At 60.6% G+C, this 24,884-nt stretch carries 17 protein-coding genes and 3 pseudogenes; 11 read left to right on the plus strand and 9 right to left on the minus strand.

Annotated features, from left to right (window positions below; genetic code table 11):
• Position 1 precedes the first annotated feature (1 nt).
• Positions 2-616, minus strand: coding sequence for a 3'-5' exonuclease (locus HJB82_RS07205; protein WP_207580980.1), 615 nt, complete (start codon positions 614-616; stop codon positions 2-4).
• 227 nt (positions 617-843) lie between these two features.
• On the opposite strand from HJB82_RS07205, the gene HJB82_RS07210 reads away from it, so the two are divergent.
• Positions 844-1,311, plus strand: coding sequence for a DUF4168 domain-containing protein (locus HJB82_RS07210; protein ID WP_207580979.1), 468 nt, complete (start codon positions 844-846; stop codon positions 1,309-1,311).
• An 82-nt stretch (positions 1,312-1,393) separates the two neighbouring features.
• Here the strand turns inward: HJB82_RS07210 and HJB82_RS07215 are convergent, their stop codons facing one another.
• Entirely contained in the window at positions 1,394-1,780 is a 387-nt protein-coding gene (locus HJB82_RS07215) for a cupin domain-containing protein (RefSeq protein WP_207580978.1), read from the minus strand.
• A gap of 383 nt (positions 1,781-2,163) precedes the next feature.
• On the minus strand, positions 2,164-3,375 hold the full coding sequence (locus tag HJB82_RS07220) for an ROK family protein (protein ID WP_207580977.1): 1,212 nt from the start codon (positions 3,373-3,375) through the stop codon (positions 2,164-2,166).
• A 195-nt stretch (positions 3,376-3,570) separates the two neighbouring features.
• On the opposite strand from HJB82_RS07220, the gene HJB82_RS07225 reads away from it, so the two are divergent.
• The 5 genes from HJB82_RS07225 to HJB82_RS07245 all read left to right on the plus strand — a co-directional run bounded on the left by HJB82_RS07225 (position 3,571) and on the right by HJB82_RS07245 (position 10,059).
• Positions 3,571-4,845, plus strand: a complete 1,275-nt coding sequence (locus HJB82_RS07225) for an ABC transporter substrate-binding protein (protein WP_207580976.1) — start codon at positions 3,571-3,573, stop codon at positions 4,843-4,845.
• Between the two features lie 148 nt (positions 4,846-4,993).
• Positions 4,994-5,878, plus strand: coding sequence for a carbohydrate ABC transporter permease (locus HJB82_RS07230; RefSeq protein WP_207580975.1), 885 nt, complete (start codon positions 4,994-4,996; stop codon positions 5,876-5,878).
• Positions 5,878-6,729, plus strand: coding sequence for a carbohydrate ABC transporter permease (locus tag HJB82_RS07235; protein ID WP_207580974.1), 852 nt, complete (start codon positions 5,878-5,880; stop codon positions 6,727-6,729). The genes HJB82_RS07230 and HJB82_RS07235 overlap by 1 nt, the downstream gene beginning before the upstream one ends.
• 38 nt (positions 6,730-6,767) lie before the next feature.
• Positions 6,768-7,913 (plus strand): ABC transporter ATP-binding protein, encoded by a 1,146-nt coding sequence (locus tag HJB82_RS07240; protein ID WP_221139759.1) that lies wholly within the window; start codon positions 6,768-6,770, stop codon positions 7,911-7,913.
• Positions 7,914-7,926: 13 nt separating this feature from the next.
• The gene (locus HJB82_RS07245; protein ID WP_221116743.1) at positions 7,927-10,059 is read left to right on the plus strand and encodes a beta-galactosidase; all 2,133 of its coding nucleotides are present in this window, start codon (positions 7,927-7,929) and stop codon (positions 10,057-10,059) included.
• A gap of 406 nt (positions 10,060-10,465) precedes the next feature.
• Here HJB82_RS07245 and HJB82_RS07250 read toward each other — a convergent pair whose 3' ends face one another.
• Complete coding sequence (locus HJB82_RS07250) at positions 10,466-10,951, minus strand: hypothetical protein (protein WP_221139777.1); 486 nt, start codon at positions 10,949-10,951, stop codon at positions 10,466-10,468.
• A gap of 144 nt (positions 10,952-11,095) precedes the next feature.
• On the opposite strand from HJB82_RS07250, the pseudogene HJB82_RS07255 reads away from it, so the two are divergent.
• Positions 11,096-11,346, plus strand: a pseudogene (locus HJB82_RS07255) (ATP-binding protein); the annotation flags it as partial.
• A gap of 105 nt (positions 11,347-11,451) precedes the next feature.
• Here the strand turns inward: HJB82_RS07255 and ilvD are convergent.
• From ilvD to HJB82_RS07270, 3 genes are all read right to left on the minus strand, one after another.
• Positions 11,452-13,125 carry a dihydroxy-acid dehydratase gene (gene ilvD / locus HJB82_RS07260; protein WP_221139760.1) on the minus strand — a complete coding sequence of 558 codons (1,674 nt, stop codon included), beginning with the start codon at positions 13,123-13,125 and terminating at the stop codon, positions 11,452-11,454.
• A 487-nt stretch (positions 13,126-13,612) separates the two neighbouring features.
• A complete protein-coding gene (locus HJB82_RS07265) occupies positions 13,613-15,319 on the minus strand; it encodes an adenylate/guanylate cyclase domain-containing protein (protein ID WP_207580970.1) in 1,707 nt (568 codons plus the stop codon).
• Positions 15,320-15,634: 315 nt separating this feature from the next.
• On the minus strand, positions 15,635-16,237 hold the full coding sequence (locus HJB82_RS07270; protein ID WP_207580969.1) for a hypothetical protein: 603 nt from the start codon (positions 16,235-16,237) through the stop codon (positions 15,635-15,637).
• Positions 16,238-16,365: 128 nt separating this feature from the next.
• Between HJB82_RS07270 and HJB82_RS07275 the strand changes: the two are divergent.
• The 3 genes and pseudogenes from HJB82_RS07275 to HJB82_RS07285 all read left to right on the plus strand — a co-directional run.
• A pseudogene (locus HJB82_RS07275) lies at positions 16,366-16,572 on the plus strand (GFA family protein); the annotation flags it as partial.
• Between the two features lie 698 nt (positions 16,573-17,270).
• On the plus strand, positions 17,271-17,705 hold the full coding sequence (locus tag HJB82_RS07280) for a hypothetical protein (RefSeq protein WP_221139761.1): 435 nt from the start codon (positions 17,271-17,273) through the stop codon (positions 17,703-17,705).
• 128 nt (positions 17,706-17,833) lie between these two features.
• Positions 17,834-20,617 (plus strand): EAL domain-containing protein, encoded by a 2,784-nt coding sequence (locus HJB82_RS07285; RefSeq protein ID WP_221139762.1) that lies wholly within the window; start codon positions 17,834-17,836, stop codon positions 20,615-20,617.
• 381 nt (positions 20,618-20,998) lie between these two features.
• Here HJB82_RS07285 and HJB82_RS07290 read toward each other — a convergent pair whose 3' ends face one another.
• Entirely contained in the window at positions 20,999-21,658 is a 660-nt protein-coding gene (locus tag HJB82_RS07290) for a hypothetical protein (protein ID WP_221116748.1), read from the minus strand.
• A 205-nt stretch (positions 21,659-21,863) separates the two neighbouring features.
• Between HJB82_RS07290 and HJB82_RS31980 the strand changes: the two are divergent.
• Positions 21,864-21,989: pseudogene (locus tag HJB82_RS31980) on the plus strand (hypothetical protein); the annotation flags it as partial.
• A 364-nt stretch (positions 21,990-22,353) separates the two neighbouring features.
• Here the strand turns inward: HJB82_RS31980 and HJB82_RS07300 are convergent.
• The gene (locus tag HJB82_RS07300) at positions 22,354-24,867 is read right to left on the minus strand and encodes a CoA transferase (protein WP_221139763.1); all 2,514 of its coding nucleotides are present in this window, start codon (positions 24,865-24,867) and stop codon (positions 22,354-22,356) included.
• Positions 24,868-24,884: the final 17 nt, after the last annotated feature.

Below are 24,884 nucleotides of genomic sequence, written 5' to 3' on the forward strand. Positions count from 1 at the left end.
GTCAGGTTTGATCGAAGGCTTCGGGCTGCAATTGCCCGATCCTCATCAGATGTTGCAGCGTGTATGACATCGACAGAGCATCGTCGAGCCCGTCATGCGCCCGTAGCGGAGGATGGTCGACGCCGAAATAGTCGGCCAGTTTGTTGCTAGGCGTCTTTGCCAAGTCCTCGATCGGCATGCCCGCAGCAATGAGAAGCTTGACGGCGTTGTCGAACCGATGGGCGGGGATGGAAGGTGGAATGCCTGCAATATAGCAACTGATGGCCATCATGTTCAGCTCATCCTTGCCCCACGACCAAAACCGGGCGCCGTCCGAGAAGCTGTCGACACCGGAAAGCGCATCCTGCAATGCCACGCCATGAGCATCGATGTCTTCTCCGGAAATGCTCGTCAGATCGGTGAAGTAAGGATCGAGCGGATATCTTTTGCCGAGGCGGTCGATGGGCCTGACATAAGACTTGTATGTATCCAGGATCGGATACTCTCCCTCGAGGCCGAGCTTGACGGCGCCGATCATTGCAACGACGGGGTCGGGATCGTGGGCCGCGCACCAAAATCTGCGTTGCGAGCCTTCGAGGCAGAGAAATTCACAGTCGAATATGATGGCGGTCTTCATTGTCGGCATTCCCTCCAGGCTGGTAGCCGGCACGGAAATTCCCGCACCGGTCTATACGTCGGCGGTCACAAAGCCGCCGCTCAATCGTCAGCAAATGGCCCCGTTACCGCCGCACCGTGCCCTCTTAGAGGTTCCATCGTCGCGACCTCGCCAGCCCTTGAGCGGCTGAGCGATCGACCGAGGCGGTCTTGCTGCCGACAAATCATGCACGTGAAAAAGGAACGAATATGATCACTCGTTACACACCCGTCGCAACGATGACCGCTGCGGTCTTCAGCCTGCTTGCTTTCAGCCCGGCCTCCGCTGCTGAGATGGCCCAGGCACAACAGCAGCCGTCGGCACAAGCGCAGCCGCCGGCACAGGGTCAGGCGCCGATGCAGGGACAACCCGGCGGCAACGGTGCGCCCGCCGCCGTCAGCGATCAGAAAATCGAGGCCTTTGCCGTTGCCTATCTGCAGGTCGACAAGGTCCGGCAGGAATATTCGGCCAAGATCGGCGCGACGAAGGACGAGGCTGGCAAGCAGAAGCTGCAGGCAGAAGCCAAGAAGCAGATGGTCGACACCGTCGAAGCCTCGAACGGCATCTCCGTCGAGGAATACTCCTCGATCCTGACGGCCGCGCAGAGCGACCCGGCTCTGGCCAAGAAAGTGCTGGAAAAGATCGGCACGCCGCCGCCGGGGCAGCAGCAGCAATAGGCTTAAACCGAAACGACGGGGCGGGCGGGCTGAAAGTCCACTTCGCAAGCACTTCCCGCGCCCGCCCCAATTCTGATGCGGCCTACTTGGCGGGCACGACCAGCGCCTCGCCCTTGCGCACGATGTAGGTCGCCAGCTCCGAAGCCTCGCCGTTGCCGACGTTCTTTGCCGAGTGCACCACGCCCGACGGAATGAACAGGGACTGGCCGGCCTTGAGCGTCACCGGCTGCCTGCCTTCGAGCTGATATTCCAGCGTTCCCTCGAGAACAAAGGCGATCTCTTCGCCAGGATGCGAATGCTTTGGCGCGAGAACGCCGGGAGCGAAATCGACGCGCACCTGAACGCCCTCATGGCCGGGCACGTCGATATCGTTTTTGATCAGATCGGTGCGTTGCAGCGGCTGTTCCGCATGCGCTGCCGTGGCGGCGCCCAGAGCGAGGGCGAGCGCCATAGCCTGGATCATTTTCATCGTGTCATCCTTCCTAAATTGACCTTTCCGGCTCGTTGGCCGCAAGGGCATTTCAGTCGATAATTGAACCGGGGATGTGTCGGGAAATCGGCATTTTTGTAAGCGAGTGTATCTAGGCAGCGGCGGCTCCGGGCTGTTCGGGTGGCGGGATTTTATCTTCTGTCCTGCCGTGCAAGCCCCCCTCTGGCCTGCCGGCCATCTCCCCCACAGGTGGGGAGATTGGCAAGTGGCTAAACCTTCCCGCCCGTCTACCGTTCGGCATGCTGTGACGCTTGTTGTTTTGGGAAGCCCTTGCGCCAGGCGATCTCCCCACCTGTGGGGGAGATGCCCGGCAGGGCAGAGGGGGGCTTGTAAGGTAGGACAATCCGGCCGATTCCCGTACCTCAAGCCGCCGACGTTGAGCCTCTAACCCCAGCCAGCGTCGCAATATCCGTCACACCACCCGATGACTCGAAGTCGAAGATCTTCTGGGTCACCAGCGCAGCCGCACCCCGGGCCCAGGAATTGTCCTCCCAGTCGGGCAGCAGCGGCGGCGCGGTCCTGAAGGTGCGGGCGGCCAGCGCCTCGCGCAGCGGCGTCAGGAAAGGGTCGCCGAGGGAGACGGCTTCGCCGCCGGCGACGATGACCTCGGGATCGGTGATGTTGACGAGATTGGCAAGGGCAGTGCCGATGCCGCGGCCGGAATCTCCGACAAGGGCGAGGGCGGTGGCGTCGCCTGATGCGAGCGCCTTGCGGAGATCGGGAAGACCGAGTTCGTCGCGGCCGATTGCCTCCCGCCAGCGCCGGAGCATCGAGATTTCGGAGTGATAGGCCATCAGACAGCCGCGCTTGCCGCATTCGCAGAGCCGGCCGTTCTCCTCGAAAAGCGTGTGGCCGAACTTGCCGGCAGCACCATTGGCGCCGCGATAGAGCTTGCCGTCGATGACAAGTGCACAGCTGATGCCGACGCCGACGGCCAGCACCGCCATGTTGCGGTGCTGGCGGCCGAGGCCGAAGAGCTGCTGGGCAATGGCATAGGCGTTGGTGTCGTCCTCCAGCCAGACCGGCACGTGGACGCGGGCCGCGACCAGCGCGGCGAGGGGGACGTTGTTCCAGCTGAAGCGGTGGCTGCGCACGCAGGCTGTCTGCTCGTGATTGATGACACCGGGCATGGAGATGCCGATGCCGGCGAGCCGGGCGTCGGGCCGGCCGGCGAGCTTCACCAGTTCGGGCACGGTGGCCGCCAAGAGGTCGGCGACCTGATCAGGGTCGTGGCCGTTAAGGCTGACCCGCATGGCGGCGACCGGGTTGGTGGCAAGGTCGGTTGCCACGCACTCGACCGAATCCACCATGAGTTTGAAGCCGACGGCAAGCGCGTGTTCGTAGTTGATATCCACCGGGATCGGCCGGCGGCCCGTGAGGCCGGGCACGGTCTTGCCCTCGATGACGATGCCTTCCTCCAGAAGGTCGGTGACGACGAAGGTGACGGCGGCCGGACTTAAGCCGATGACGGTGGCGATATCGGCGCGGCTTCTCGGCCCCTCGCGCCTGAGAAGGTTAAGAATGAGGCGTCGGTTCATGGCTCTCGCCGTGGTCTGGTCGCCTTTTAACTTCACGATGCATTCCTTAATTTTGTAAATTAATTATTGCGGGCCGAAAAGATCTATGCATAAGTTCGGCCGCGGATCAACTCAGCCAAGCGGATTATCGCTGGAATTGCGGGTCGATCGCATGTGTTGAAGGCCTGGTCGGTCGTTTCATGGAGGAGGCGGCGGTCGGGAGATATCGATCGATCAACTGGGAGGAATTCAATGACATTTTTGAAGCAATTTCCGTCGACCACCCGCAGACGCTTCCTGAAGGGCGCGGGCCTGGTTTCCGCCGCGGCTGTTACCGGCAGCTTCCCGATCCCGGCGATCGCGCAGGCGCAGGAGGTGACGATGATCTCCGCCGAAAACAACGGTGCTGCGCTCGACGCGCTGAAGGCGATCGCCGCGGGCTTCAGCAAGGAAGCCGGGGTCAACGTCGTCATCAACAACATGGACCACGAGGCCCACAAGACGGCCATCCGCAACTATCTGGTGGCCGGTGCCCCTGACGTCTGCTCCTGGTTTTCGGGAAACCGCATGCGCGCCTTCGTCAAGCGCGGCCTGTTCGACGATATTTCCGATCTCTTCGAGAAGGAAAAGTACAAGGACGTGCTCGGTGCGACCGCAGGGGCCGTCACCGAAGACGGCAAGCAATATGGCCTTCCCACAGGCGGCACGCTCTGGGGCATGTTCTACCGCAAGGATGTGTTTGCCGAGCATGGCCTGACGGTGCCGACGACGGCGGAAGAGTTCATGGCCTATGGCGAAAAGTGCAAGGCGGCCGGCATCACACCGGTGGCGATGGGCACCAAGGAATTGTGGCCGGCGGCCGGCTGGTTCGACCAGATGAACCTGCGCATCAACGGACTCGACAAACACATGGCGCTGATGAACGGCGAAATGAGCTATCTCGACCCGTCGCTGACCCCAGTTTTCGACCAGTGGGAAGCGATGATTTCCAAGGAGTTCTTCACGGCGAACCATACCTCCTTCGGCTGGCAGGAGGCGGCGGCGCTCTTGGCGCAGAAGAAGGCCGGCATGATGAATTTGGGCGCCTTCCTGCGCTCGGCCTTCACTGCCGAGGACCTTCCGCAGCTCGCCTATGCGACCTTCCCAGTGCTCGACCCCAAGGTCGGCCACTTCGAGGAATTCTCGGTCAATTCGATCCACATTCCCGCCAAGGCCAAGAACAAGCAGGGCGCGCGCGAATTCCTCGCCTATTTCTACAAGCCCGAGAACCTGGCTGCCTATCTGGAGCCGGGCGGCAACGTGCCGCCGCGTCATGACCTGCCGCCGAGCAAGGACCCGCTGGTCAATGTCGCCGTCGAGGTCATGAAAACGGTGCAGGGCACGTCGCAATATTACGACCGCGACAGCGACCCCGATATGGCCCAGGCAGGCCTCGTCGGTTTCCAGGAGTTCATGGCCAAGCCCGACCGACGCAAGGCGATCCTCACGCGGCTCGAGGGGACGCGTAAGCGGATCTATAAGATTTAGAGTTCTCCTCCCGGAGACGCTGGGAGTGGGCCTGTGCCCGCTCCCGAGGGGCGGCGGTATACGCACCGCCGCTCCAAAATGTGGAGGTGTCCTCCACACCTTCCGGAGCAGGCATAGGCCAACTCCTGTCATAATTGAGGCTCCAGAGATGTTAATGCTATGGCGCCGCCAGCGTTGGTGGCTTACCCCGACTTTGCTCATCGCGCCGGCGATCGTGCTGTTTTCTACCGTCATCCTGCTATCGGCCGTCCGCAGCGTCTGGATCAGTCTGCACGACTGGGATGGGTTCGGCCCGATGGTCTGGATCGGCTTCGGCAATTACGTCGAGCTCTATAACGATCCGCAATTCTACGTGTCGCTTAAGAACAATCTGATCTGGCTCGTCATGTTCATGGCCGCGCCGCCGATCGGGCTTGCCATCGCGCTCCTGGTCAACCAGAAAATCCGCGGTATGCGCTTTCTGAAGTCGCTGTTCTTCATTCCGCTGGTGCTGGCCTCGGTCACCGTCGGCGTCGTGTTCACCTGGGTCTATACGCCGGAATTCGGGCTGCTGGCGCTGATCTTCAAGGCGTTCGGGGCGACGGCGCCAGCGGTGCTCTCTGATGAGCATTTCGTCACCTTCGCCATCGTCATCGCCGCCCTCTGGCCGCAGGTCACCTTCTGCATGGTGCTTTATCTCGCCGGCCTCAACAATCTCAGTGAAGAGCTGATCGGTGCGGGGCGCGTCGACGGGGCGAGGGGCTGGAACATGCTGTGGCACATCGTGCTGCCGCAACTGACCCAGGTGACCTTCATCGCCATCGCCGTCACGGTGGTCGGGGCGCTCCGCTCCTTCGACATGGTGTCGGTGATGACATCAGGCGGGCCGTTCGGCTCTTCCTCGGTTCTCGCCTACCAGATGTTCGAGCAGTCGATCTTCTCCTACCGCTTCGGTTACGGCGCGGCGATCGCCTCGGTGCTGTTCGTGATCATGGCCGTGTTCATCGTCTGGTACCTCACCCGCATCATCCGTACCGAAGAGAGGGGAGGCTGATGTATCCTCGTCCCATTCCCGAGGCCGCCGTCTGGCAGCGCCGCCTCTATGTGCTTACCGTCATCATCGTGCTGCTGCTCTGGCTCTGCCCGCTGTTTGCGATCATCCTCACCTCGTTCCGCTCGACCGAGGATGTCATGGGCGGCAATCTGTGGGGATGGCCGACCGGCATCGGCGTGATCGACAATTACACTGCGGTCTTCACCCAGACGCCGATGGCCCGTTATTTCCTCAACAGCCTGATCATCACCATTCCCTCGGTGATCGGCGTGCTGGCGCTCTCGACGCTCGCCGGCTACGTGCTGTCGCGTTACCGCTTTCGCGGCAACATGCTGATCTTCGCGCTGTTTGTCGGCGGCAATTTCCTGCCGCACCAGATCATGATGATCCCGGTGCGCGACCTGATGGTGCGGCTCGACCTGATCGATACGACGGCGGCGCTGATCATCTTCCACGTCGCCTTCCAGACCGGTTTTGCGACACTGTTCATGCGCAATTTCATCGCCGCACTGCCCGATGAACTGTTCCAGGCGGCCCGCGCCGAAGGCGCCTCTCCCTTCCAGACGCTCATCCATGTGGCGATCCCGCTGGTGCGGCCGGCGCTGGCCGCACTCGCCATCCTGATCTTCACCTTCATCTGGAACGACTATTTCTGGGCCGTGGTGCTGACCGTCAGCGATAGCGTCAAGCCGGTGACGGCAGGCCTTGCCAATCTGCGCGGCGAATGGGTCTCGGCCTGGAACCTGATTTCCGCAGGCACCATCGTCGTCGCCGTGCCGCCGGTGGTGATGTTCTTCCTGATGCAACGGCATTTCATCGCCGGCCTGACCATGGGGGCGGTGAAGGGATGAGTGCCGCATTTTTCGTTTCAACAAGAGAGGGCCAGGACATGACCAGTCTCGAACTTCGGCAGATCAACAAGAATTACGGCGCCTATCATGCGCTACGCGGCATCGACCTTTCGGTCGCGCAAGGCGAGTTCATCGTCATGGTCGGTCCATCAGGCTGCGGCAAATCCACGCTTTTGAAATCGATCGCCGGCCTGGAGGAGATTTCCTCCGGCCAGATCCTGATCAACGGCCGCGATGTCAGCAAGCAGGAACCGGGCGATCGCGGCATCGCCATGGTCTTCCAGTCCTATGCGCTCTATCCGCACATGACAGTGGCGGAGAACATGGGCTTCGGCCTGCGCATGGCCAAGCGCCCGAAGGCCGAGATCGAGGCGGCCGTGGCGCGCGCAGCCAAGATCCTCCGGATCACCGATCAGCTCGACAAGCGGCCGAAGCAGCTGTCCGGCGGCCAGCGGCAGCGCGTGGCGATCGGCCGGGCGATCACCCGCTCGCCCGAGGTCTTCCTGTTCGACGAGCCGCTGTCGAACCTCGATGCGGCGCTTAGAACCCAGATGCGCGTCGAGCTCAGCAGCCTGCATGCCGAGCTTGGCGCCACCATGGTCTATGTCACCCATGACCAGGTGGAGGCGATGACCATGGCAAGCCGGATCGTCGTCCTCAACCGGGGGGTGATCGAGCAGGTCGGCTCGCCATTGGAGCTTTACCGCAATCCCGACAATCTTTTCGTCGCCGGCTTCCTCGGCGCGCCACGGATGAATTTCCTCGGCGTCACCGTCGACGACCTGTCCGGCCGCAACGTGACGGTTTCGGCGCCCGGTCTCGTGCCGGTGACAGTGGAACTGGCGCAGGCGACGGCGCTGTCGAAAGGCACCAGCCTGACCCTCGGCGTTCGTCCGGAGACGATATCGATGGTCGCCGATGCCAGTCAGGGTGGGGCGATCGAAGGCCAGGTCCGGCTGGTCGAGCATCTCGGCCGCGAGACCATCCTCTATGTCGACGCCGGCAATATGCGGACCATCGCTTCGGAAAGCGGCACCGGCAACATCACGGTGCAGCTGAGTTACGTCGCGCCCTTTGCCGCCGAGCAGAAGGTGGCGCTGAAGCTCGACGCCAGCGAGCTCTATCTCTTTTCATCCGAAGGCGGCCGCACGATCAGCGCCCGCAAGACCATTCTCGACAGATAGGAAAGACCATCCCGTGTCCGACAAGACCCTCTCCGTATGGAACACCGTCAAGACCGACCGCTTCCTCGTCGGCGCCCCGCATTATCCCGAGCATGTCGATGAAAGCTATTGGGAGCGCGACGCCGAGCGTATGGCGAAGGCCGGCTTCAACACCGTCAGAATGGCCGAATTCGCCTGGCATATTCTCGAGCCGAAGCTCGGCGCCTTCGACTTCGATCTCTTCGACCGCGCCATCGCCATGCTCGGCCGCTACGGCATCGATACGATCCTATGCACCCCGACGGCGACGCCGCCGCGCTGGCTGACCGTGGCCCATCCCGAGGTCCTCCGGGTCGACGGCAAGGGCCGCCCGATGAGCCACGGTTCGCGCCAGCACTGCGACACGGCAAGCCCTGTCTTGCGTGAACACAGCCGGCGCATCACCAAGGCGATGGCCGAGCACTATCGCGACAATCCGCATGTCGTCGGATGGCAGACCGACAATGAGCTGAACACCAGCATGCCGGAGAGCTTTTCCGAGGCGACGCTCACCGAATTCCAGGCTTACCTTGCCGACACATACGGCGAGATCGGCAAGCTCAACCGCGCCTGGGGCGGCGATTTTTGGGCGACGGCCTATGATGGTTTCGACCAGGTGGTGCTGCCGATCGAATTCGGCCCGACCTTTCCAAGCCCCGGCCATCTGCAGGATTACCACCGCTTCCTCGCCTTCTCGACGGCGCGCTTCCAGCACGACCAGGTCGAGATCCTGCGCGCGGTGAAATCCGCCTGGTTCATCTTCCACAATCTCGGCGGCCTGCGGGATATCGATTTCCGCGGCCAGTTCAGCAAGGATCTCGATTTCGTCGGCTATGATATCTATCCGATGCTCTATGACGAGTTCCAGCGGCTCGGCAACCACGCCAAGGTGCAGGCGCTGCACCTCGATATCTGCCGCGGCTTCTCCGGCAACTACATCGTGCCCGAGCAGCAATCGGGCTTCGGCAGCCAGCCGGGCTTCTGCACGCTGACGCCGGAACCGGGCGAGCTACGCCGCATGGCGCTGTCTTCGGTCGCTCACGGCGCCGACGGCTTGATGTTCTTCCGCTGGCGTCCGGCCCATTTCGGCGCCGAGATCTACTGGATGGGCATCATCGACCATGACGATGTCGCCCGCCACCGCTATGAGGAAGCCAAGCGCTTCGCCACCGAGATGATTGCGCTGCAGCCGAAGATCCTCGGCACCTATGTGCGCATGGATGTCGGCATCGCCGGTTCGGATTTCGACAACCAGGAAGCTCACAAGACCTATCCGATCGGCCTGCCGAGCCCGCAGGACGATGCGATCCTGCTGCACCAGCATTGCTATGATCGCGGTATCGCCTGCGGCTTCATCCATCCCGAGGACGATCTTTCCAGGTTGAAGCTCTTCTATGTCCCCCATTGGGTGATGTGGAAGGACGAATGGACGGCGAAGCTCGAAGCCTTCGCGGCGGCGGGCGGCACCGTCGTCATCGGCGCCCGCACCGGCACCCGCAATGAAGACAACCACGTCATCCGCGAGACCGCCCCCGGCACCACCCTTTCGAAGCTGACTGGCGTGTGCGTCGAAGATTTCGGCCGTCTGACCGCGCCGGGCGCCAACGGCCTGTTCGACGTGATGGAGCGCTCGGGCGGGCTCGTCATCCCGCCGAACAAGCCGGCCGAATCCCATCGCCGCGAACGCCGCTTCAAGATCGGCAACCGCGAAATCACCGCCGGCCACTTCTATGAAAACCTCGCCGTCGACGGCGATGTCGAAGTGATCGCCGCCTGGTCCAACCGCTATGCCGAAGGCCAGGCGATGGCAACCTCCCGCAAGGTCGGCAAGGGGCAGGTGGTCTATCTCGGCACCTATCTCACGCCTGAACTGACCGAGGCGCTCACTGAACGCCTCTTTCCCCAGGCCGGGATCGAACCGCTGGTCGGCGGTCTGCCCGAAGGCGTGGAGGTGACGATGCGGATGAATGAGGAACGGCGGCTGCTCTTCGTGCAAAACTATACCGACCAGCCGGCGTCTATCGGCGGCGTGCCGGCCGGGCGGGACCTGCTGGATGGGGAGAAGCCGGTGACGGGTAGGCTGGATCTTGGAGGCTATGGCTGTGCGATTGTTGAGCTGGAGGGGTGAGGCCGTGGCGCACCGCCCGTCCTTCGAGGCCCCTGCGGGGCGCCTCAGGATGAGGCTCTATGGGGCGCTGGCGCGAGACGGTGTCGTAACAGTAGACGTAGCAAAACCACGGCATTCCACCACCTGTAATTGGGCGCGGCACTCTCCAACCTCCCTCATCGGACAGAGGTTTCGCAGCATGCGTTGCCCCGGCGTCCGTAAGCGATAGGCTTCGGGTAGTGGCGTCCATTATCCGACTGGTGTGCTCGCCGGATGGTGTGCCGGAGCCGCATGGGCAAGTGTGTGCTGGTAGGTCGGTCGAAGTTATCTGAATGGCGGCGCGGATAGAGGCAGGTGAAGCGGGAGGAATTGTCTACGGTATTTTGTCGTCGACGGTTTTTCACCCGGCATGTTGATAGGGGTAGCCTCATTGCTGCAAAGCGCACAACCGCGACAATTGCGATTGCGCCCAGTCGCGAGCGGTTTGTTGAGTATTTTCGAGACCAGACAGAAGGCCACCGATTTCTCCGCTGATTTGGATATCGGAATCCAAAATCCGACATGCGGCGGTATCAAGGGACACGGTAGCCAAAACGTCACTATCAAGCTGTGGCAACTGAATGAGGTCCTCAGAACCGGACTCACACGTCAACACTGCCCTTGCCGAAAGAGTACTGACACCACTCGAAAAAGTACAAATCTTCACCGAAACGAGCTGAAATCTGGCGGTTTGATTAGGGCCAATAGGAATCTGTTCGCACAATTGTAGCGTGGCAATTGATCGGGCGATCGCAGGCCACTCAGGGCGATCGAGTGGCGATCGGCATTCTGCGAACGCTGGCGCGTGAAACAAAACGGCGACGGCGAACGGAATACAAAGAGCCTTGATACCGTTCCCAAGCGATTTGCTCATTGTCGGTCCTTTGCGCAACGGCCTCAGGGTGCCCTGTTGTAAATCGTTATTAGGGTGGAATCGCGGCACCCCCGATGACGTCGTCTGGACCTTAATATCCTGGCCGACGGGAGGCGGTGGGGAGCCCTCTTGGTCACATTCCATTATCACATGAATGCCGCCCGCTTCCCGGCTTACAAAGACCTCTCCGGCGTCGACTTCACTACCAGCGAGATAAATGAAGCAACGGTGCGAGTTCATGGATGCGGCGCAGAATGTTGTGCTTATCGGCAGGCCCGGAACAGGCAAAACCCATGTTGCGACTGCCCTTGGCGTTCAGGCGAAAGGTCCGCTTCTTCTCCACGATCGAATTGGTCATCGCGCTTGAGCAGGAGAAGGTAAAGGGCAAGGCGGGGCCTTCGTCTCGGCCAAACCGGGATTGTAGTGGGAGCTTTCCCCTGGTGGGATCGTCCGATTGCGCATGCTTTGCGGCCGACAGCGGAAGCTTTTGGTCCCTGATGCTACCCTGTCACAGCTCCTTCATTGGCCGGTCTGGCAAGAGCGGCAAATTTAGCCAGCACGCCTGCGGTATATCGGGGTTTCGGTTGTTTCCATTCAGCACGCCGCCGCGAAATTTCTTCGTCTTGCAGATCGAGTTGCAGCAGCTTGCGATGCGCATCGATGGTAATTGGATCACCTTCGCGAACCAGCGCAATCGTGCCTCCGACAAAAGCTTCCGGGGTGACGTGGCCGACGACCATGCCCCAGGTCCCGCCCGAGAATCGTCCGTCCGTGATCAGCCCCACGCTATCGCCAAGGCCCCGGCCGATGATCGCGGCTGTCGGGGCGAGCATTTCCGGCATGCCAGGACCACCCTTTGGCCCGAGGTAGCGGAGGACGAGTATATCGCCCGGCTTGATCTTGTCTGACAGAATGGCATCCATCGCCGATTGCTCGTCTTCGAATACGCGTGCCGGACCAGTGATCACCAGATTCTTCAGGCCAGTAATCTTGGCGACCGCCCCACCTTCCGCGAGATTGCCTTTGAGGATCGCGAGATGGCCTTCGCTATAGAGCGGCGCATCCAGGGTCCGTATGACATTCTGGTCTGCCCTTGGTTGATCCGGCACGGTCTCCAGTTCTTCAGCGATCGTGCGACCAGTGATGGTCAGGCAGTCCCCATGCAGGAGCCCGGCATTGAGCAACAGTTTCAGCACCTGGGGAATGCCGCCCGCCTGATGCAGGTCTACCGCCATATATTTTCCGGACGGCTTGAGATCGCAGATAACTGGAACCTTGCGGCGGATGCGCTCGAAATCGTCCAGAGACCATTCGACCTCGGCCGCGTGGGCGATCGCCAGGTAGTGCAGAACGGCATTGGTGGAGCCGCCGGTTGCCATGATCAGGGCCACGGCATTCTCGATGGCACTGCGCGTGACGATGTTACGAGGCGTGATACCTTTCTTCACGGCCTCGACCAGCACTCTGGCCGACGAAGCTGCACTCTCGATCTTCTCGTGGTCCGGATTGGCCATGTTCGATGAATAGAGCAACGACATGCCCAGCGCCTCGAAAGACGAACTCATGGTATTGGCCGTAAACATACCCCCGCATGAACCTGTGGAGGGACAGGCATTGCGTTCAATCCCGTCAAAATCTTCCTGGCTCATTTTTCCGGCCATGAACGCACCGACCGCCTCGAAGGAAGACACCACGGAAAGCTTTTGTCCCTTCCATCTGCCCGGCTTGATCGTCCCGCCGTAGACATAGATGGCGGGAACATTTGCCCGAAGAATTCCCATCATCCCGCCTGGCATGTTCTTGTCGCAGCCACCGATGACGAGTACCCCGTCCATCCACTCGCCCTGAACGGCAGTCTCGATACAATCGGCAATCACCTCTCGGGACACCAGCGAGTACTTCATGCCCTCGGTGCCCATGGACATACCATCAGAAATCGTCGGGGTACCGAAAACCTGGGGATTGGCTCCTGCCGCCTTGATCGCCGCGATCGCCGCATCCGCCAATGGTTGCAGTCCTGCATTGCAAGGCGTGATCGTGGAGTGCCCGTTGGCAATGCCGATCATTGGTTTTTCGAAATCGGCTTTCTTATAGCCCAGCGCATAATACATGGCACGATTGGGTGAGCGAGCCACCCCTTCGGTAATATGCTTTGATCGATCATTGAAGGGCATCACATGCCTCCGGCCTCAGTCCACGCGAACTGACGAGACGCAATCATTACCATAAGATCGTATAGATCAGTTTTCCTTTCGGCGAGCCTGTAGGACTGTTTTGGGCCGACAGCGGAAATAATTTCCGCTTCGCGCCCTCATTTCGGCCGTTGGAGCATAGCTTGCACCTGCCGCAAAGCAGACATTGTCTAGTTTCAAGGTAACGGCATCTTTGCGCCGCCGATAGCGGAAGTAAGCGTCGTCGCCTTCATGTCTCGGCGAAGCTGCTTAAATGTTTCGCAAAGCATCCTGTCTTCATTCTGGGCTATGGGCTCATCGCCACCTGAGCAAGGCGGTCCAGCGGAAAAGTCATGCGAGACTCGGGCTGGTTGACGCGTTTTGTGGAGCGACTGAAAAAGCATGGCACTGCGATCCAGACCGCCGTTCTCGCGCAGCGCATATCCGTTGATCAAGTCCTCGAACGCGTCGGGATTGTTCCCACTCGCTGTCACATCTCCGGCAGGCCGGCCTTTCGGAAACCGTCGACAAAGTGGTCTCGTACGGATGCATCGCGCAGCGGCTGGGAGCTCAGCCAATGGCCAATGGTGAAATGAGGGTGGGCGATCAGGAACAATTCGGCTTCTCGCCGCGCCTCCTCACGGTGGCCCAGTTGCGCAAGCGTAGCCGCCAGGAATTTGCGTGAGTTGGTACGATACGTGTCTTTCCTGCGGAGTGTAGCGGTTGCCGCCTCATAATCACGCGCGGCGTATTGCGCCTGCCCAAGATGACAAAGATACCAGCAGGCTGGATAGGGATTGAGCCGCAGAGCTTTTTCGATCTGCGCCAGTCCGTCGGCAACCCTGCCGTCCAGCACGGAAATGTCCGACATGGCGGCCCAGGTGTCGGCGTGGTTGGGGTCCAGCTCCAGGGCCTTGGCGAAGGCGGCCTCTGATTCCTCCCATCGCCGCTCATAAGCCAAAATGGTCCCCAGAACGTAACGGCAGCCGGCATCGTTGGGATCCAGCTCGACCGCCTTCTGCGCTGACGTCGCCGCCATCCGGCGGTTGGGATCTTCGGGCTCGCCGAAATGAGCCCAGGCAAGCCAACGGTTATAGGCGAGCAGACCGAGCGCCTCGGCATATGATGGCTCGAGCTTAACCGCGCGCTGGAGCAGCATATAGGCCTCACGCTCAGTTTGCGGCGACTCTTCCGTCAGGAGGCGGGCGCGCACACACAGATCGTACGCCTCAAAGTTCTTCGGCCGATTGCGCGGCGTCGGGATGGTCAGCCGGCCGACGAGGGCTTCGACAATCTTGGCGTTAACTTCATCCTGTAACTCGAAAACATCTTCCAGCGTCCTGTCAAACCTCTCGGCCCACAAGTGCTGGCCGGCAAGCGTGTCGACCAATTGGGCATTGATGCGGACACGTCCCATGGCGCGTCTGGCGCTCCCCTCCAGGACATAGCGGACGCCGAGTTCCTGGGCGACCAGCTTTACGTCGACCGGCTTGCCCTTGTAGCCGTACACGGAATTGCGCGCGATGACGAACAGGCCAGCCGTACGGGAAAGGTCGGTGATCAGATCTTCGGTCAAGCCGTCGACGAAAGGCGCGTCCGCTTCATCCCCACTCATATTCGTGAACGGCAAGACAGCGATCGAGGGACATTCGGGCAGCGGCAATATGCTCTGCAGCGCATCCGGCCAATGCCACACGTGGATCGGGCGCGTCAGGTTCTTCAGGTAGCGTTCGCCTGCATCAAAGAACCGGTCGCTAATCTTGCCGACGATCTCGCCGTGAACATTGGCTGAAATGCAGATACCTCCTGGTGCGGCCTGCGTCTCCAAGCGCGCCGCGACATTGACGCCGTCGCCGAGGACGTCTGAACCATCGTCAATGACATCTCCCAGATTGACGCCTACACGCAAAAGTAGGCGTCGATCTCCGGAAGCCTCGACAGTCGTGGTGGCCCGTTGCATTTCCAGCGCGGCTTCGACTGCGTCCACCGCGCTACCGAATTCGATTAGGAAGCCGTCGCCCATGACCTTGAAGATGCGACCGTTGTGGCGCGTCACAGCCGGCTCGATAACGCCAGAACGGAGTTCTCTGAGGTTCGCCAGCGTTGCGACTTCATCAGCCTCCATCAGGCGTGAATATCCCACCACATCGGCAACGACGATGGCAGCGAGACGACGCTGAAGAAATTGATCCGTCATGTGAGGACAAGCCCAACGACCAAATTAGCAAGTTATTGTTCAACTGCGGGTGAGTCAACAAGCCGTAAGAGGTAATGTCCAGGCGATCTCCACCTCCATCGAGCCGTCATCCTTCTTTGTGACCGACGGCGTCGCGGCGGACGACACGGAAATGAGTATCCACGGAAAGGGACGGTTCTTGAACGTCTGGCGATAGGTGGCGAGCGGTCGCATCGACTCGCGACGACAGAGTAGTAGGCAGGGAGGGAGCGCCCCACTATCGCGCAGAAGCCTTAGAGAGCGGGCTTTCTGGGATGATAGAGTGGACAATGTCCCCTAGTTGCCCCAGCCAATTTGGAACCGATCAAATCGAATCTCGCTCAACGGTTGGTTGGAGGGGCCCAGCTTTACCGAACGAAGAACGAGATGAAGCTCGGGGGAATAGTATTGTTCGAAAATGATCGGCGGCAATTCCGTCAGTTCCAGACGGCTGTTGATGGCCCAGACTTTGTAGGAACAAGATGCAATCGTTTCCTCTCCCAAGCCGTCGAACCTCATGAAAGTCGTGCCCGAAACGGATTTTTTGCCATTGATGAAAAGCGTGGTGTCGGATTGCCAGTTCTTCTTCTGCGGTAGATCGTCTAACGCAATCGCATTCGCGTATTTCAGCTCATGCGTCCCGCTGGCACTCACTCTCTTTTCGACGAGCAAGGGGTGCAAATATACAGCCGAGACCGGCTGCAACGAACCGTCGCGCTCCATCAGCCGTTGTTCGGTGAGACCCGGGCCGTCCGGCTTGTAGAATACGGAATAGAAAGGCGCCTCTCTGGTCAGCAGGACGCCCTGTTTGGTCTCATTGGCGGTTAAGCAATTGCCAAAGGCTGGTACCGCCAATGTTATTCCAACCAGTAGCGATAAACTTCTTAGCAAGATCGACATCCTAGATTCCCCTCATCCAACTCCGTATCATGGTGCTTGGGTGAAATTGGGGAAATCTAGTCTAAGTCGTCGGCCCGGGGCTCGCCCACAGCCTGACCGAACTTGACCTGATGACCTGCCATGAGAATTCGCTTGACGATTCGAACGCCTTCGCGCCGCATGCCAATACCTGCACCGAAAACATGGTGGCCTGGTTTGATACGATCACCAGCATAGAAAACACCGGCGCGACCGAAACCAACGGCGCCGACTGGGCCGCGGCAATCAAGGCGAACAACAACCAGCACCCCGATCACGATACCAGCTCATGGGCGGTGAGGGGACGTGACGACTGAGTCCAGTTCCGGCGGCTGCCGGTGCGGTGCTGGCGTTGCCGCGAAAAGCCGTCGTGCCGGGAGCAACGACAGCAACGACTTACTTTCAAGACGCTACACGGAGGGTGCCTGACGAACTGCTTTTCAGCCGCCTCGTGCCTCGACGCAGTTCGTCAGCTTCCGGCCTATAACGTTGAAAAATTTGTAGTTGGTTGTCCGGTTTTAAGCGATCATCCGCAAGCGCCGGCTCTCGCGTCCTTGTCAAATATGTATCGTCCTGAGGTTTCGTCAGCGCAGCGGTCAATATGATCGTTGGCGTCAAACAGTCCCTTCACGATCATACAAACGCTAACGAGCACGCCAAATCCTACTGCCGCTGCAATATATTTAAAAGCTCGGCGCATTTTGTTCCCGATGCACATCGCTGTCAGCGCGAAACGATATCTAAGTGCAGGCGGATCGCGCAAGCTCTCGCTTAGGCTGTGCACATCCTCCTGCGCCCGCGATGACTGCGCGGCATCCTCCCGCGCCCTCATGCTGAGGTGCGCAGCCCGCAGGGCGGAGCCTCGAAGCACGCCGCGACGCTGCTTCTTGCATTTGCCCAAGCTTGACGTTTGCAGGCTCTCCAGCGAGTTCCTAAAGCTGACGTGCTGCAGACTGGCGCAGTTGAGCAGTATCCTGGCCTCCTTCGGAGGCCGAGTTGAGGTTGGCGCCCGCACTTGTCACCGCTTCACAAACCGATAGGCGAAGCGATCGGTCTCGCCCTTGATCGAGGGATCGAGACGCATTCGCTCTCGGCTATTTCACAAGTCTGCTTAAATCCGCTTCGCAGCTCGAAGGCTGCAATCGCCACTGTGGAGCAAGCCAGCAGCAATGAAATCCAGGTCCGAAATCCTCTGCGCATGATGCATGCAGATATGAGCATTGCTGCACACGGTGTTATTGTGATCAACGCCAGCGACGTCATCTGCCGCCTTTCACATCCTGATTTGAGGTCTGCAATATCGCCAGATGCATCTATGGGCACAAGCGTATTTCAGCACGCATGTCCGTTTGAGGTTGCTGTGACTCGGGGTGAGAAGCTCGAACGTTACGATGAGCACTTCGATCCCCACCGCACCAATTCATTCACCATACCCAGACACCCACCGTAAACGCTAATCTCACAACCCACCGAACAACCCGCCCGAACAGCCTCATTTGCCACCCATCCGCCCTACCCATTTCAACCTTCCTTAAGCGCCCACTGCTTAACGTGCCCCTCAAATCGAGGGCCTATTCCATGTTTACCGTTCTGACGTGCATCACCGAGCAGCATGATCTCACGCTGGTCGGGCTTGCGGGTTTGATCTGCTTTCTCGCAAGCCATTGCACGCTCGTTCTGCTCAATCGGGCGACATTGTCCGAGGGCGCGGTTCGCTGGGTGTGGCTGGTGACGGCGGGGGCGGCGGGCGGTTTTGGCATCTGGGCCACGCATTTCATCGCCATGCTGGCATACGATTCCGGCGTCGTCGTCGGTTACCATGCCGGATTGACGCTGGTCTCGCTGCTGGTCGCGATCGTGGCGACGACGGCGGCGGTTGCCGCCAAGATCGCCTATGACAGATGGGTGGCGAACGTCCTGGCGGGCGTGCTCTTCGGCGTGGGTATCTGGTCTATGCATTTCACCGGCATGCTGGCCATCGAATTCCCCGGTGAGATCTCGTGGAATGCGGGCTACGTGACGGCCTCGGTCGTTCTCGGCGTTGCCTTTTCGATCGCTGCCTTTCGATTTGCCGGCCGGAGCGGCCGGTCGACTTTCGGCAGGCTGGTGCCGACGGTTTTGCTGACGCTCGGCGTCGTCGCCCTGCATTTCACCGCAATGGCAGGGGTGACGGTCATTCCGGGCATCACCGCGCTCGATCCCGCCACGCTTCTTTCACCGGCACTGATGGCGGTGACGATCGCCGCCGTCACTTTTTCGCTGCTGGCGGCCGGGTTTGCGGCCGCCATTTTCGCCGTGCGTTGGCAGGCCAAGACCGCCAGGGCGGAGCGCAACTTCAAGCTCCTGGTGCAGGGGGTGACCGATTACGCGATCTATATGCTCGATCCGGATGGAAAGGTCAGCAATTGGAATGCCGGCGCCGAGCGCGCCAAGGGCTATAGAGCCGATGAGATCGTCGGCAAGGATTTCTCATTGTTCTATTCGGAGGAAGACCGCCGCAAAGGCCTGCCGCAGCAGGCGCTTCAGACCGCCCGCACTGAAGGTAAGTTCGAGGCCCAGGGGTGGCGTTATCGCAAGGACGGCTCCTCCTTCTGGGCTCATGTCGTCATTGACGCGATCTATGACGAGACCGGCCAACTGATCGGCTATGTGAAGATTACCAAGGACACCAGCAAGCAGAAGGCGGATGCCGACCGGATCGAGGAGATCACCCGCAATCTCGACGTCGCGCTCGAGAATATGGGGCAAGGCATCTGCATGTTCGACAGGGACGAGCGCCTGGTGCTTTGCAACAAGCGCTATCTCGAGATCTTCCGGTTTCCCGAAGGATCGGTGCGTCCCGGCATGGGCTACCAACAGATCGTCGACGTCGGCTATTCCGCCCATGCGGAGGATGCCGCAGAGGCATCCGTGCAGGCCGAGGCGCATTATATCAGGAACATGGCACTGATCAGATCAGGCGCCGGCAGCGCGGTTCACAAATATCCGAGCGGCATATCCATCCAGCAGAACGTCAACATGCTGCCCAATGGCGGCTGGGTCGCCACCTTCGAAGACATCACCGATCGCCTGAAATCCGAGGAGCAGGTCGCCTTCCTTGCCAAGCATGACGGCCTGACCGGCATGCCGAACCGGCTGCAGTTCGGCGAGAGCGTCTCTGAGGAAATGATGATCGCCGACCGGGTGAGGGGCAACGTCGCCGTCATCGGCATCGACCTCGACAAGTTCAAGGAGATCAACGATCAGCACGGGCACGGCACCGGCGACAAGGTGCTCGTCGAGCTGGCGCGGCGTCTCGACGAGGCGCGGCAGGAGGGCGAGTTCATCGCCCGGTTCGGAGGAGACGAGTTCGCCGCGACCAAGCGCTTCGATGAGCTGAGCGCCCTGCACGATTTCATCGCGCGGCTGGAAGGCGCGCTCGCGGGGACGGTTTCCATCGACGGCTTCGAGATCAAGACCGGCGCCAGCCTCGGCGTGGCGATCTATCCGAGCGACGCCGCAAGCGTCGACGGGCTTCTCGCCAATGCCGACCTTGCGATGTACCGCGCCAAACAATCCTTGCTGCAGAGGGTCTGCTTCTACGAGGCTGCCATGGACGAGCATGCGCGCCGCCGCCGCTCGCTCGCCAAGGACCTCTGGGCCTCGATTGATCGCAGCCAGCTGCATCTGCACTATCAGGTGCAGAAATCGGTGCGAACGGGCGAGATCACCGGCTACGAGGTTCTGCTGCGCTGGCGGCATCACGAACGCGGCAACATCCCGCCGATGGATTTCATCGGCCTGGCCGAGGAATGCGGCGCGATCCTGCCGATCGGCGAATGGGTGCTGCGGGAAGCGTGCCGGGAGGCGGCGAGCTGGAACAACAGCTACAAAATCGCCGTCAACCTGTCGCCGATCCAGCTCGGCCATTCCGATATGGCGGCCGTCATATCAGACATCCTCTCGGAAACCGGTCTGAATGCCCGGCGTCTCGAAATCGAAATCACCGAAAGCTCGATCATCGTCGACAAGGACAAGGCCTTGCGGACGATGCGGCAGATCAAGGCGCTCGGCGTGTCGATCGCAATCGACGACTTCGGCACCGGCTATTCGTCGCTGGAGACGCTACGCTCCTTTCCCTTCGACAAGATCAAACTCGACAAGAGCTTCATGGCCGAGGTCGAAACCAGCCCCCAGTCAAAGGCGATCGTCAGAGCCATCCTGGCACTCGGCCGCAGCCTGGAGGTGCCGGTGCTGGCCGAAGGCGTGGAAACGCAGGCGCAGCTCGACACGCTCTTGGAAGAACAGTGCGACGAGGCGCAGGGTTATTTACTCGGAAAGCCCCAGGCGATGGGCGAGCCGGCGGTTGAGAGGGCGGCTTGAAGCGGCGTCCGGAGGGACAGGATTTTGGGTTTGACAGACGCCTGTCCGGTTCGCACCGATAACTGCCTCTCACCCTAACCCTCTCCCCGTAAACGGGGCGAGGGGACGTGCCCTGCGAGAGGTGGGAGGGGAACTGAGAGGCCCCTTCGCCCCGTTTACGGGGGTCCGAAGGGACGGGTCGAGACGCGTGGCTCGACCCCGGTCGGTGGCGGCAGCCGGATGAGGGGCAGCCCTCGCGGAGGTCTCAGACCGTGTTCTACACCCGAAATTGCTCAAAAAAATAGAGCATTTCCGCTACTTAGACAAAGACGGAAATGCTCTCGTAGTTTAGTGCGGAGCGCCACCACTGGGCGCTTCGCACCGCCTGCACCTCACTAGCGGCTATTCATCGAGAGTCGCCGGAGCGGCGTTCTCAAGCGAGGTGCGGATTTGATCGATCTTTCCATTCGCGTCGCCAACACCGAGAATGGTCTTGGCTTCGTCCAGAACGGCGGGGCTGACCTGACCGGTTTTCGTTGCCGAAGCCAATGCATCCTCGAGCGCCTCATCCCCCAACAAAGGGTCATCGGCTGCGGGCTCGATTCCATTGTCGAGTTCATACTGGGCATAAGCCACGGCATAGGCCGAAATGGCAGTCATGCGTGGGTCCGATGTGTGCATCAACGCCCTGTAGTTCCGCTTCAAGGAGTTAAGGCCTGCAAGCTGCGCCGACAGGTTCTTTTCTTTGGTGCTGGTTTTAGTCTCGCCTGCTTTCGCGGACTTGGACTTGCCCGCCGCCTCGCCAGATTTGCCTCTCACGCCTTGAGAGTTGGAGTTGCCGTGGGTCGAACCGCTGCCTTGGTTGCCGCTGCCATGGCTGCCGCTGTTTCCATTGCCGCCGCCATGACCGCCGCCATTGCCTCCGCCATTTCCACCACCATTGCCGCCGCCGTTTCCGCCGTCCTTTGCCAGTGCGGCCGAGTCGAGCCCGGCAATCGTTAACGGGCTTGCTGCAAGCGCCAGCGAAAGCACGGCCAGGGACGCTAAGGTTGCTATCCGCATCGTTGTTCTCCGTATCAGACCGTCAGGAGCCGTGCAGGGCACGACGTGAGCAGATATGAAAGATTAGACGGTGATCGCGCATCGCACATCGGACCGAGGTCCAGTGCATAGCCCCGGCTATGGTCCTACACGGCCTGAATTGCTTAACGTTTCGTTTCTTTGCTGTCCTGGCCGCTATAGTCTGTAGGGACATCGCCAATGGCCCGATGAGATCAAGGCAAGGACTGCCTCGGGGGGCCTGCGTCCGGGCGTGACGGTGCAAGATGTGGCTGATCGCTACGGCCTGAAGCCGAACCACCACCTGTCATCGTGGCGAACGCTGGCGTGCTAGCGGCCATCGTCGCGGCCAATCTGGTGGTTCGAAACGAGGATCGAGAGGGAAAGGAGGTATGTGCTACACCGTACCCGATGTTGTCGGCCCACGTTGTCTTCTGTCGCTTGATCTTTGATCGACATTCCATGGACGAGTGACAAGGAGTTTCTCCATGAGACTACGTTGGAGGTTCTAACGACGCGGCGGAGCCGACGTGAGGTGCATCGCCAATGGCCGGATGAGGTCAAGGCGCGGATTGTGTCAGAGCTTGCGACCGGGGCAACCCAAGGAGAATAGGGGATGGGATGAACCATCAACGTATGCGGTTAGGCCCGCCAATGGAACGCGTGTCAGCCATCGGCAGTTGAGACTTCCGACGCGTTTAGCTCGGCAGGTATTCATGGCTCCATGAGACGCTGGCCGATCCCGACGTGATCAACATCTCTATCTCGCTTTCGCTGTAGCCCACCTCCGACAATACCTTTGCCGTCGACGCTCCGTATTTTTCGGCGGGAGCCAACGAAGTTACCGTCGCCTGCGTCGACCTCACGGCGAGCGGATCAAGTTGTGTCACTGTGTGACCGCTGGGATGATCGGGGAAGATCGAGAACGAATAACTGCCGCGGTCCGTCCCCGGCGTGCCGTCGGCAACGCGCGCACTGCGGCTCCGGATGCTCTCGATATTATCGCAGAGCGATACGCCGATGCCAGCGGCGATAAGGCGCTGATGCCAGGTTTCGGCGGGTCGGGTGGCGAACGCATCGGTCAGATAAGTCTCACGGTCGCCTGGAGCCAGCAGAGGCAAGCGCGTCAATCCCTCTACGCCCGAGAACCCGGGGAGGTCGTCTTCAGTTGCGGCCAAGAGAATCGAGCCGCCATCCTGCGTCTCGTAGACCCGCGCGAGCGCATTGAACCCTCTCGTCGCGCGTCCTGAAGGCTCGTCGAACGGCCTGCGGCCCTCATAGTCATAGCAGAATGGAATCTGCGCCAAACCCGTCAGTGCTGAAAGCGAAGTCCTGGGACGTCCGATGACGCCGGTTCTTGACTTCTGGTAGAGCGCTGCGGCCACGCCGAGCGCTGCACCAAAGCCGCACATGACATCGATCGTGCCGACATGAGCGTGTTCCTCGGGCGTCTGCATCGAACCGCCGAACCGCAGCATGATGCCGGTTGCTGCCTGCACTAGGTCGTCATAGCCGAGATAGTTGGTGCGCGGTCCGGTGCGGACGCCGCCGAAGCAATCGAGCTGGCAGAAGATCGCCTGTGGATTGAGGGCCTTCAAGCCCTCAACGTCGAGGCCCATGGCGTTGACCTGCCGGTCGGTCGCGTTCCAGACGACGACGTCTACGGACTTCACCAGCTTTTCGAAAGCGACCCGTCCATCAGGCGAGCTGATATTCAGCAGTGCGGATTGTTTGCCGCGCATATGCGACATGCCGAAGATCACCGTGTTCCAGCAGTCGTAGAGTGGCTTGGCCGGATCGATCTTGATGACCTCCGCGCCGAAGCGGGCGAGATAGGCGACAGAATGCGGTCCGGCGATGACGTTGCAAAGATCGAGGACTTTGACGCCATCCAGCCATCCGCCAGCAGGACCTACTGCCGGCAAAGGCAATTCTGGGGCCTTTATCGTCCGCAGTTTTGCCAATGCGTCGGCAACGCTTCCCCAGGCGCGCGGCGCTGGGCTGAGCATGGCCTCGGCGCTTTCCTGCAGCCAGGCCATCGGTCCCGGCTGGGTCATGCTGCCAAGAACGGGGTCTTCGACCTCGATCATCAGTCCCGCCGCCTTGGCATGGTCGTCGGCGATCCATTCCTGCAGCCATCGCTGCGGCGCACCGGGGAACAGGCCCTCACCGAACACGCGCTCCCATTCGGCTGAAGTCTTTGTCAGGAAGATTTGCTTCATTCGGCCGGCGATCTTGTCGGCCCAGAATTTTGGCAATGGATAGACACCGAGCGAGACGTCGGATGACCATGCGGCGACGGGGAGATAGGTATCCTCTTCCTCGCGAAGTCCTTCCTCGACCAGTTCGTCATAGATGCCAAGCGTCTGCAGGCAGCGCTTGGCGTGGTTCTTGTGGCTCGGGCAAACGACGTAGAACATCCGGCCATCGCTGCACAGGAAGCTGCGATAGAACGGATCGAGGAATTCCTGAAGGTCGTCATAGGACATGTCCATCGGCAGGCCTTCGGTGCGGCGGCGCTCGATCTCCTGTTCGCGCTGGGTCTGGTAGCGCACAGGGTAATCGTCGATCTTGATCGAATTATAGGACAGGCCCTCCATGACTGCGGCGGCGAGCGGAACCTCGATGTGATCGCCATGGCCGGTCTTCTCGCGCGACTGCAGGGCAAAGACCGCGGCGGAAGCCGCCAGCATGGTGCCGTAGGCGGATGCCAGCGGCAGGGGCGAAAAGGACGGATTGATACCCATCAGTACTCGGTTCAGGCCCATGTCGGTGAATACGCCGGAAGAAGCGGCAATGACGGTCTCAAAGGCCCGCCAGTCGCGGCGCAACCGATCGTTCGAAGCAAAGCCGGGGATCGAGACGCTGATCATTTCCGGCCGGGCCGCGCGCAACGCTTCGAAGTCGATGCCGAGCCGGGCCAAGACGCCCGGCCGGAAATTCTCGATGACGATGTCGGCCTCGGCGACCAACGCATTGGCCTCTTCCGCTCCAGCCTTGGTCTTCAGGTCGATCGCCACGATCAGCTTGTTGCGGTTGAGGATCGCGTTGGCCGGATTGTCCCAGAGCGGACCCGATGGTGGATCGATATGCACGACGGTCGCACCGAGATCGCCAAGGATCATGGCAACGGCCGGGCCGGCGATATACTGGCCGAAGTCAACGACCCGAACGCCCGAGAGCGGCAATGCGGAACGCGAAATCGATGTCATTGTGTGATCCTCCGAAA

Origin of the sequence: Rhizobium sp. NZLR10 (genome assembly GCF_019685125.1) — a bacterium.
Taxonomy (GTDB): domain Bacteria; phylum Pseudomonadota; class Alphaproteobacteria; order Rhizobiales; family Rhizobiaceae; genus Rhizobium.

Bases quoted from the DNA above. Each gene is read 5' to 3' on its own strand.
- HJB82_RS07205 (WP_207580980.1), bottom strand. From the start codon at position 616: ATGAAGACCGCCATCATATTCGACTGTGAATTTCTCTGCCTCGAAGGC.
- HJB82_RS07210 (WP_207580979.1), top strand. From the start codon at position 844: ATGATCACTCGTTACACACCCGTCGCAACGATGACCGCTGCGGTCTTC.
- HJB82_RS07215 (WP_207580978.1), bottom strand. From the start codon at position 1,780: ATGAAAATGATCCAGGCTATGGCGCTCGCCCTCGCTCTGGGCGCCGCC.
- HJB82_RS07225 (WP_207580976.1), top strand. From the start codon at position 3,571: ATGACATTTTTGAAGCAATTTCCGTCGACCACCCGCAGACGCTTCCTG.
- HJB82_RS07230 (WP_207580975.1), top strand. From the start codon at position 4,994: ATGTTAATGCTATGGCGCCGCCAGCGTTGGTGGCTTACCCCGACTTTG.
- HJB82_RS07235 (WP_207580974.1), top strand. From the start codon at position 5,878: ATGTATCCTCGTCCCATTCCCGAGGCCGCCGTCTGGCAGCGCCGCCTC.
- HJB82_RS07240 (WP_221139759.1), top strand. From the start codon at position 6,768: ATGACCAGTCTCGAACTTCGGCAGATCAACAAGAATTACGGCGCCTAT.
- HJB82_RS07250 (WP_221139777.1), bottom strand. From the start codon at position 10,951: ATGAGCAAATCGCTTGGGAACGGTATCAAGGCTCTTTGTATTCCGTTC.
- ilvD (WP_221139760.1), bottom strand. From the start codon at position 13,125: ATGCCCTTCAATGATCGATCAAAGCATATTACCGAAGGGGTGGCTCGC.
- HJB82_RS07265 (WP_207580970.1), bottom strand. From the start codon at position 15,319: ATGACGGATCAATTTCTTCAGCGTCGTCTCGCTGCCATCGTCGTTGCC.
- HJB82_RS07270 (WP_207580969.1), bottom strand. From the start codon at position 16,237: ATGTCGATCTTGCTAAGAAGTTTATCGCTACTGGTTGGAATAACATTG.
- HJB82_RS07285 (WP_221139762.1), top strand. From the start codon at position 17,834: ATGTTTACCGTTCTGACGTGCATCACCGAGCAGCATGATCTCACGCTG.
- HJB82_RS07290 (WP_221116748.1), bottom strand. From the start codon at position 21,658: ATGCGGATAGCAACCTTAGCGTCCCTGGCCGTGCTTTCGCTGGCGCTT.
- HJB82_RS07300 (WP_221139763.1), bottom strand. From the start codon at position 24,867: ATGACATCGATTTCGCGTTCCGCATTGCCGCTCTCGGGCGTTCGGGTC.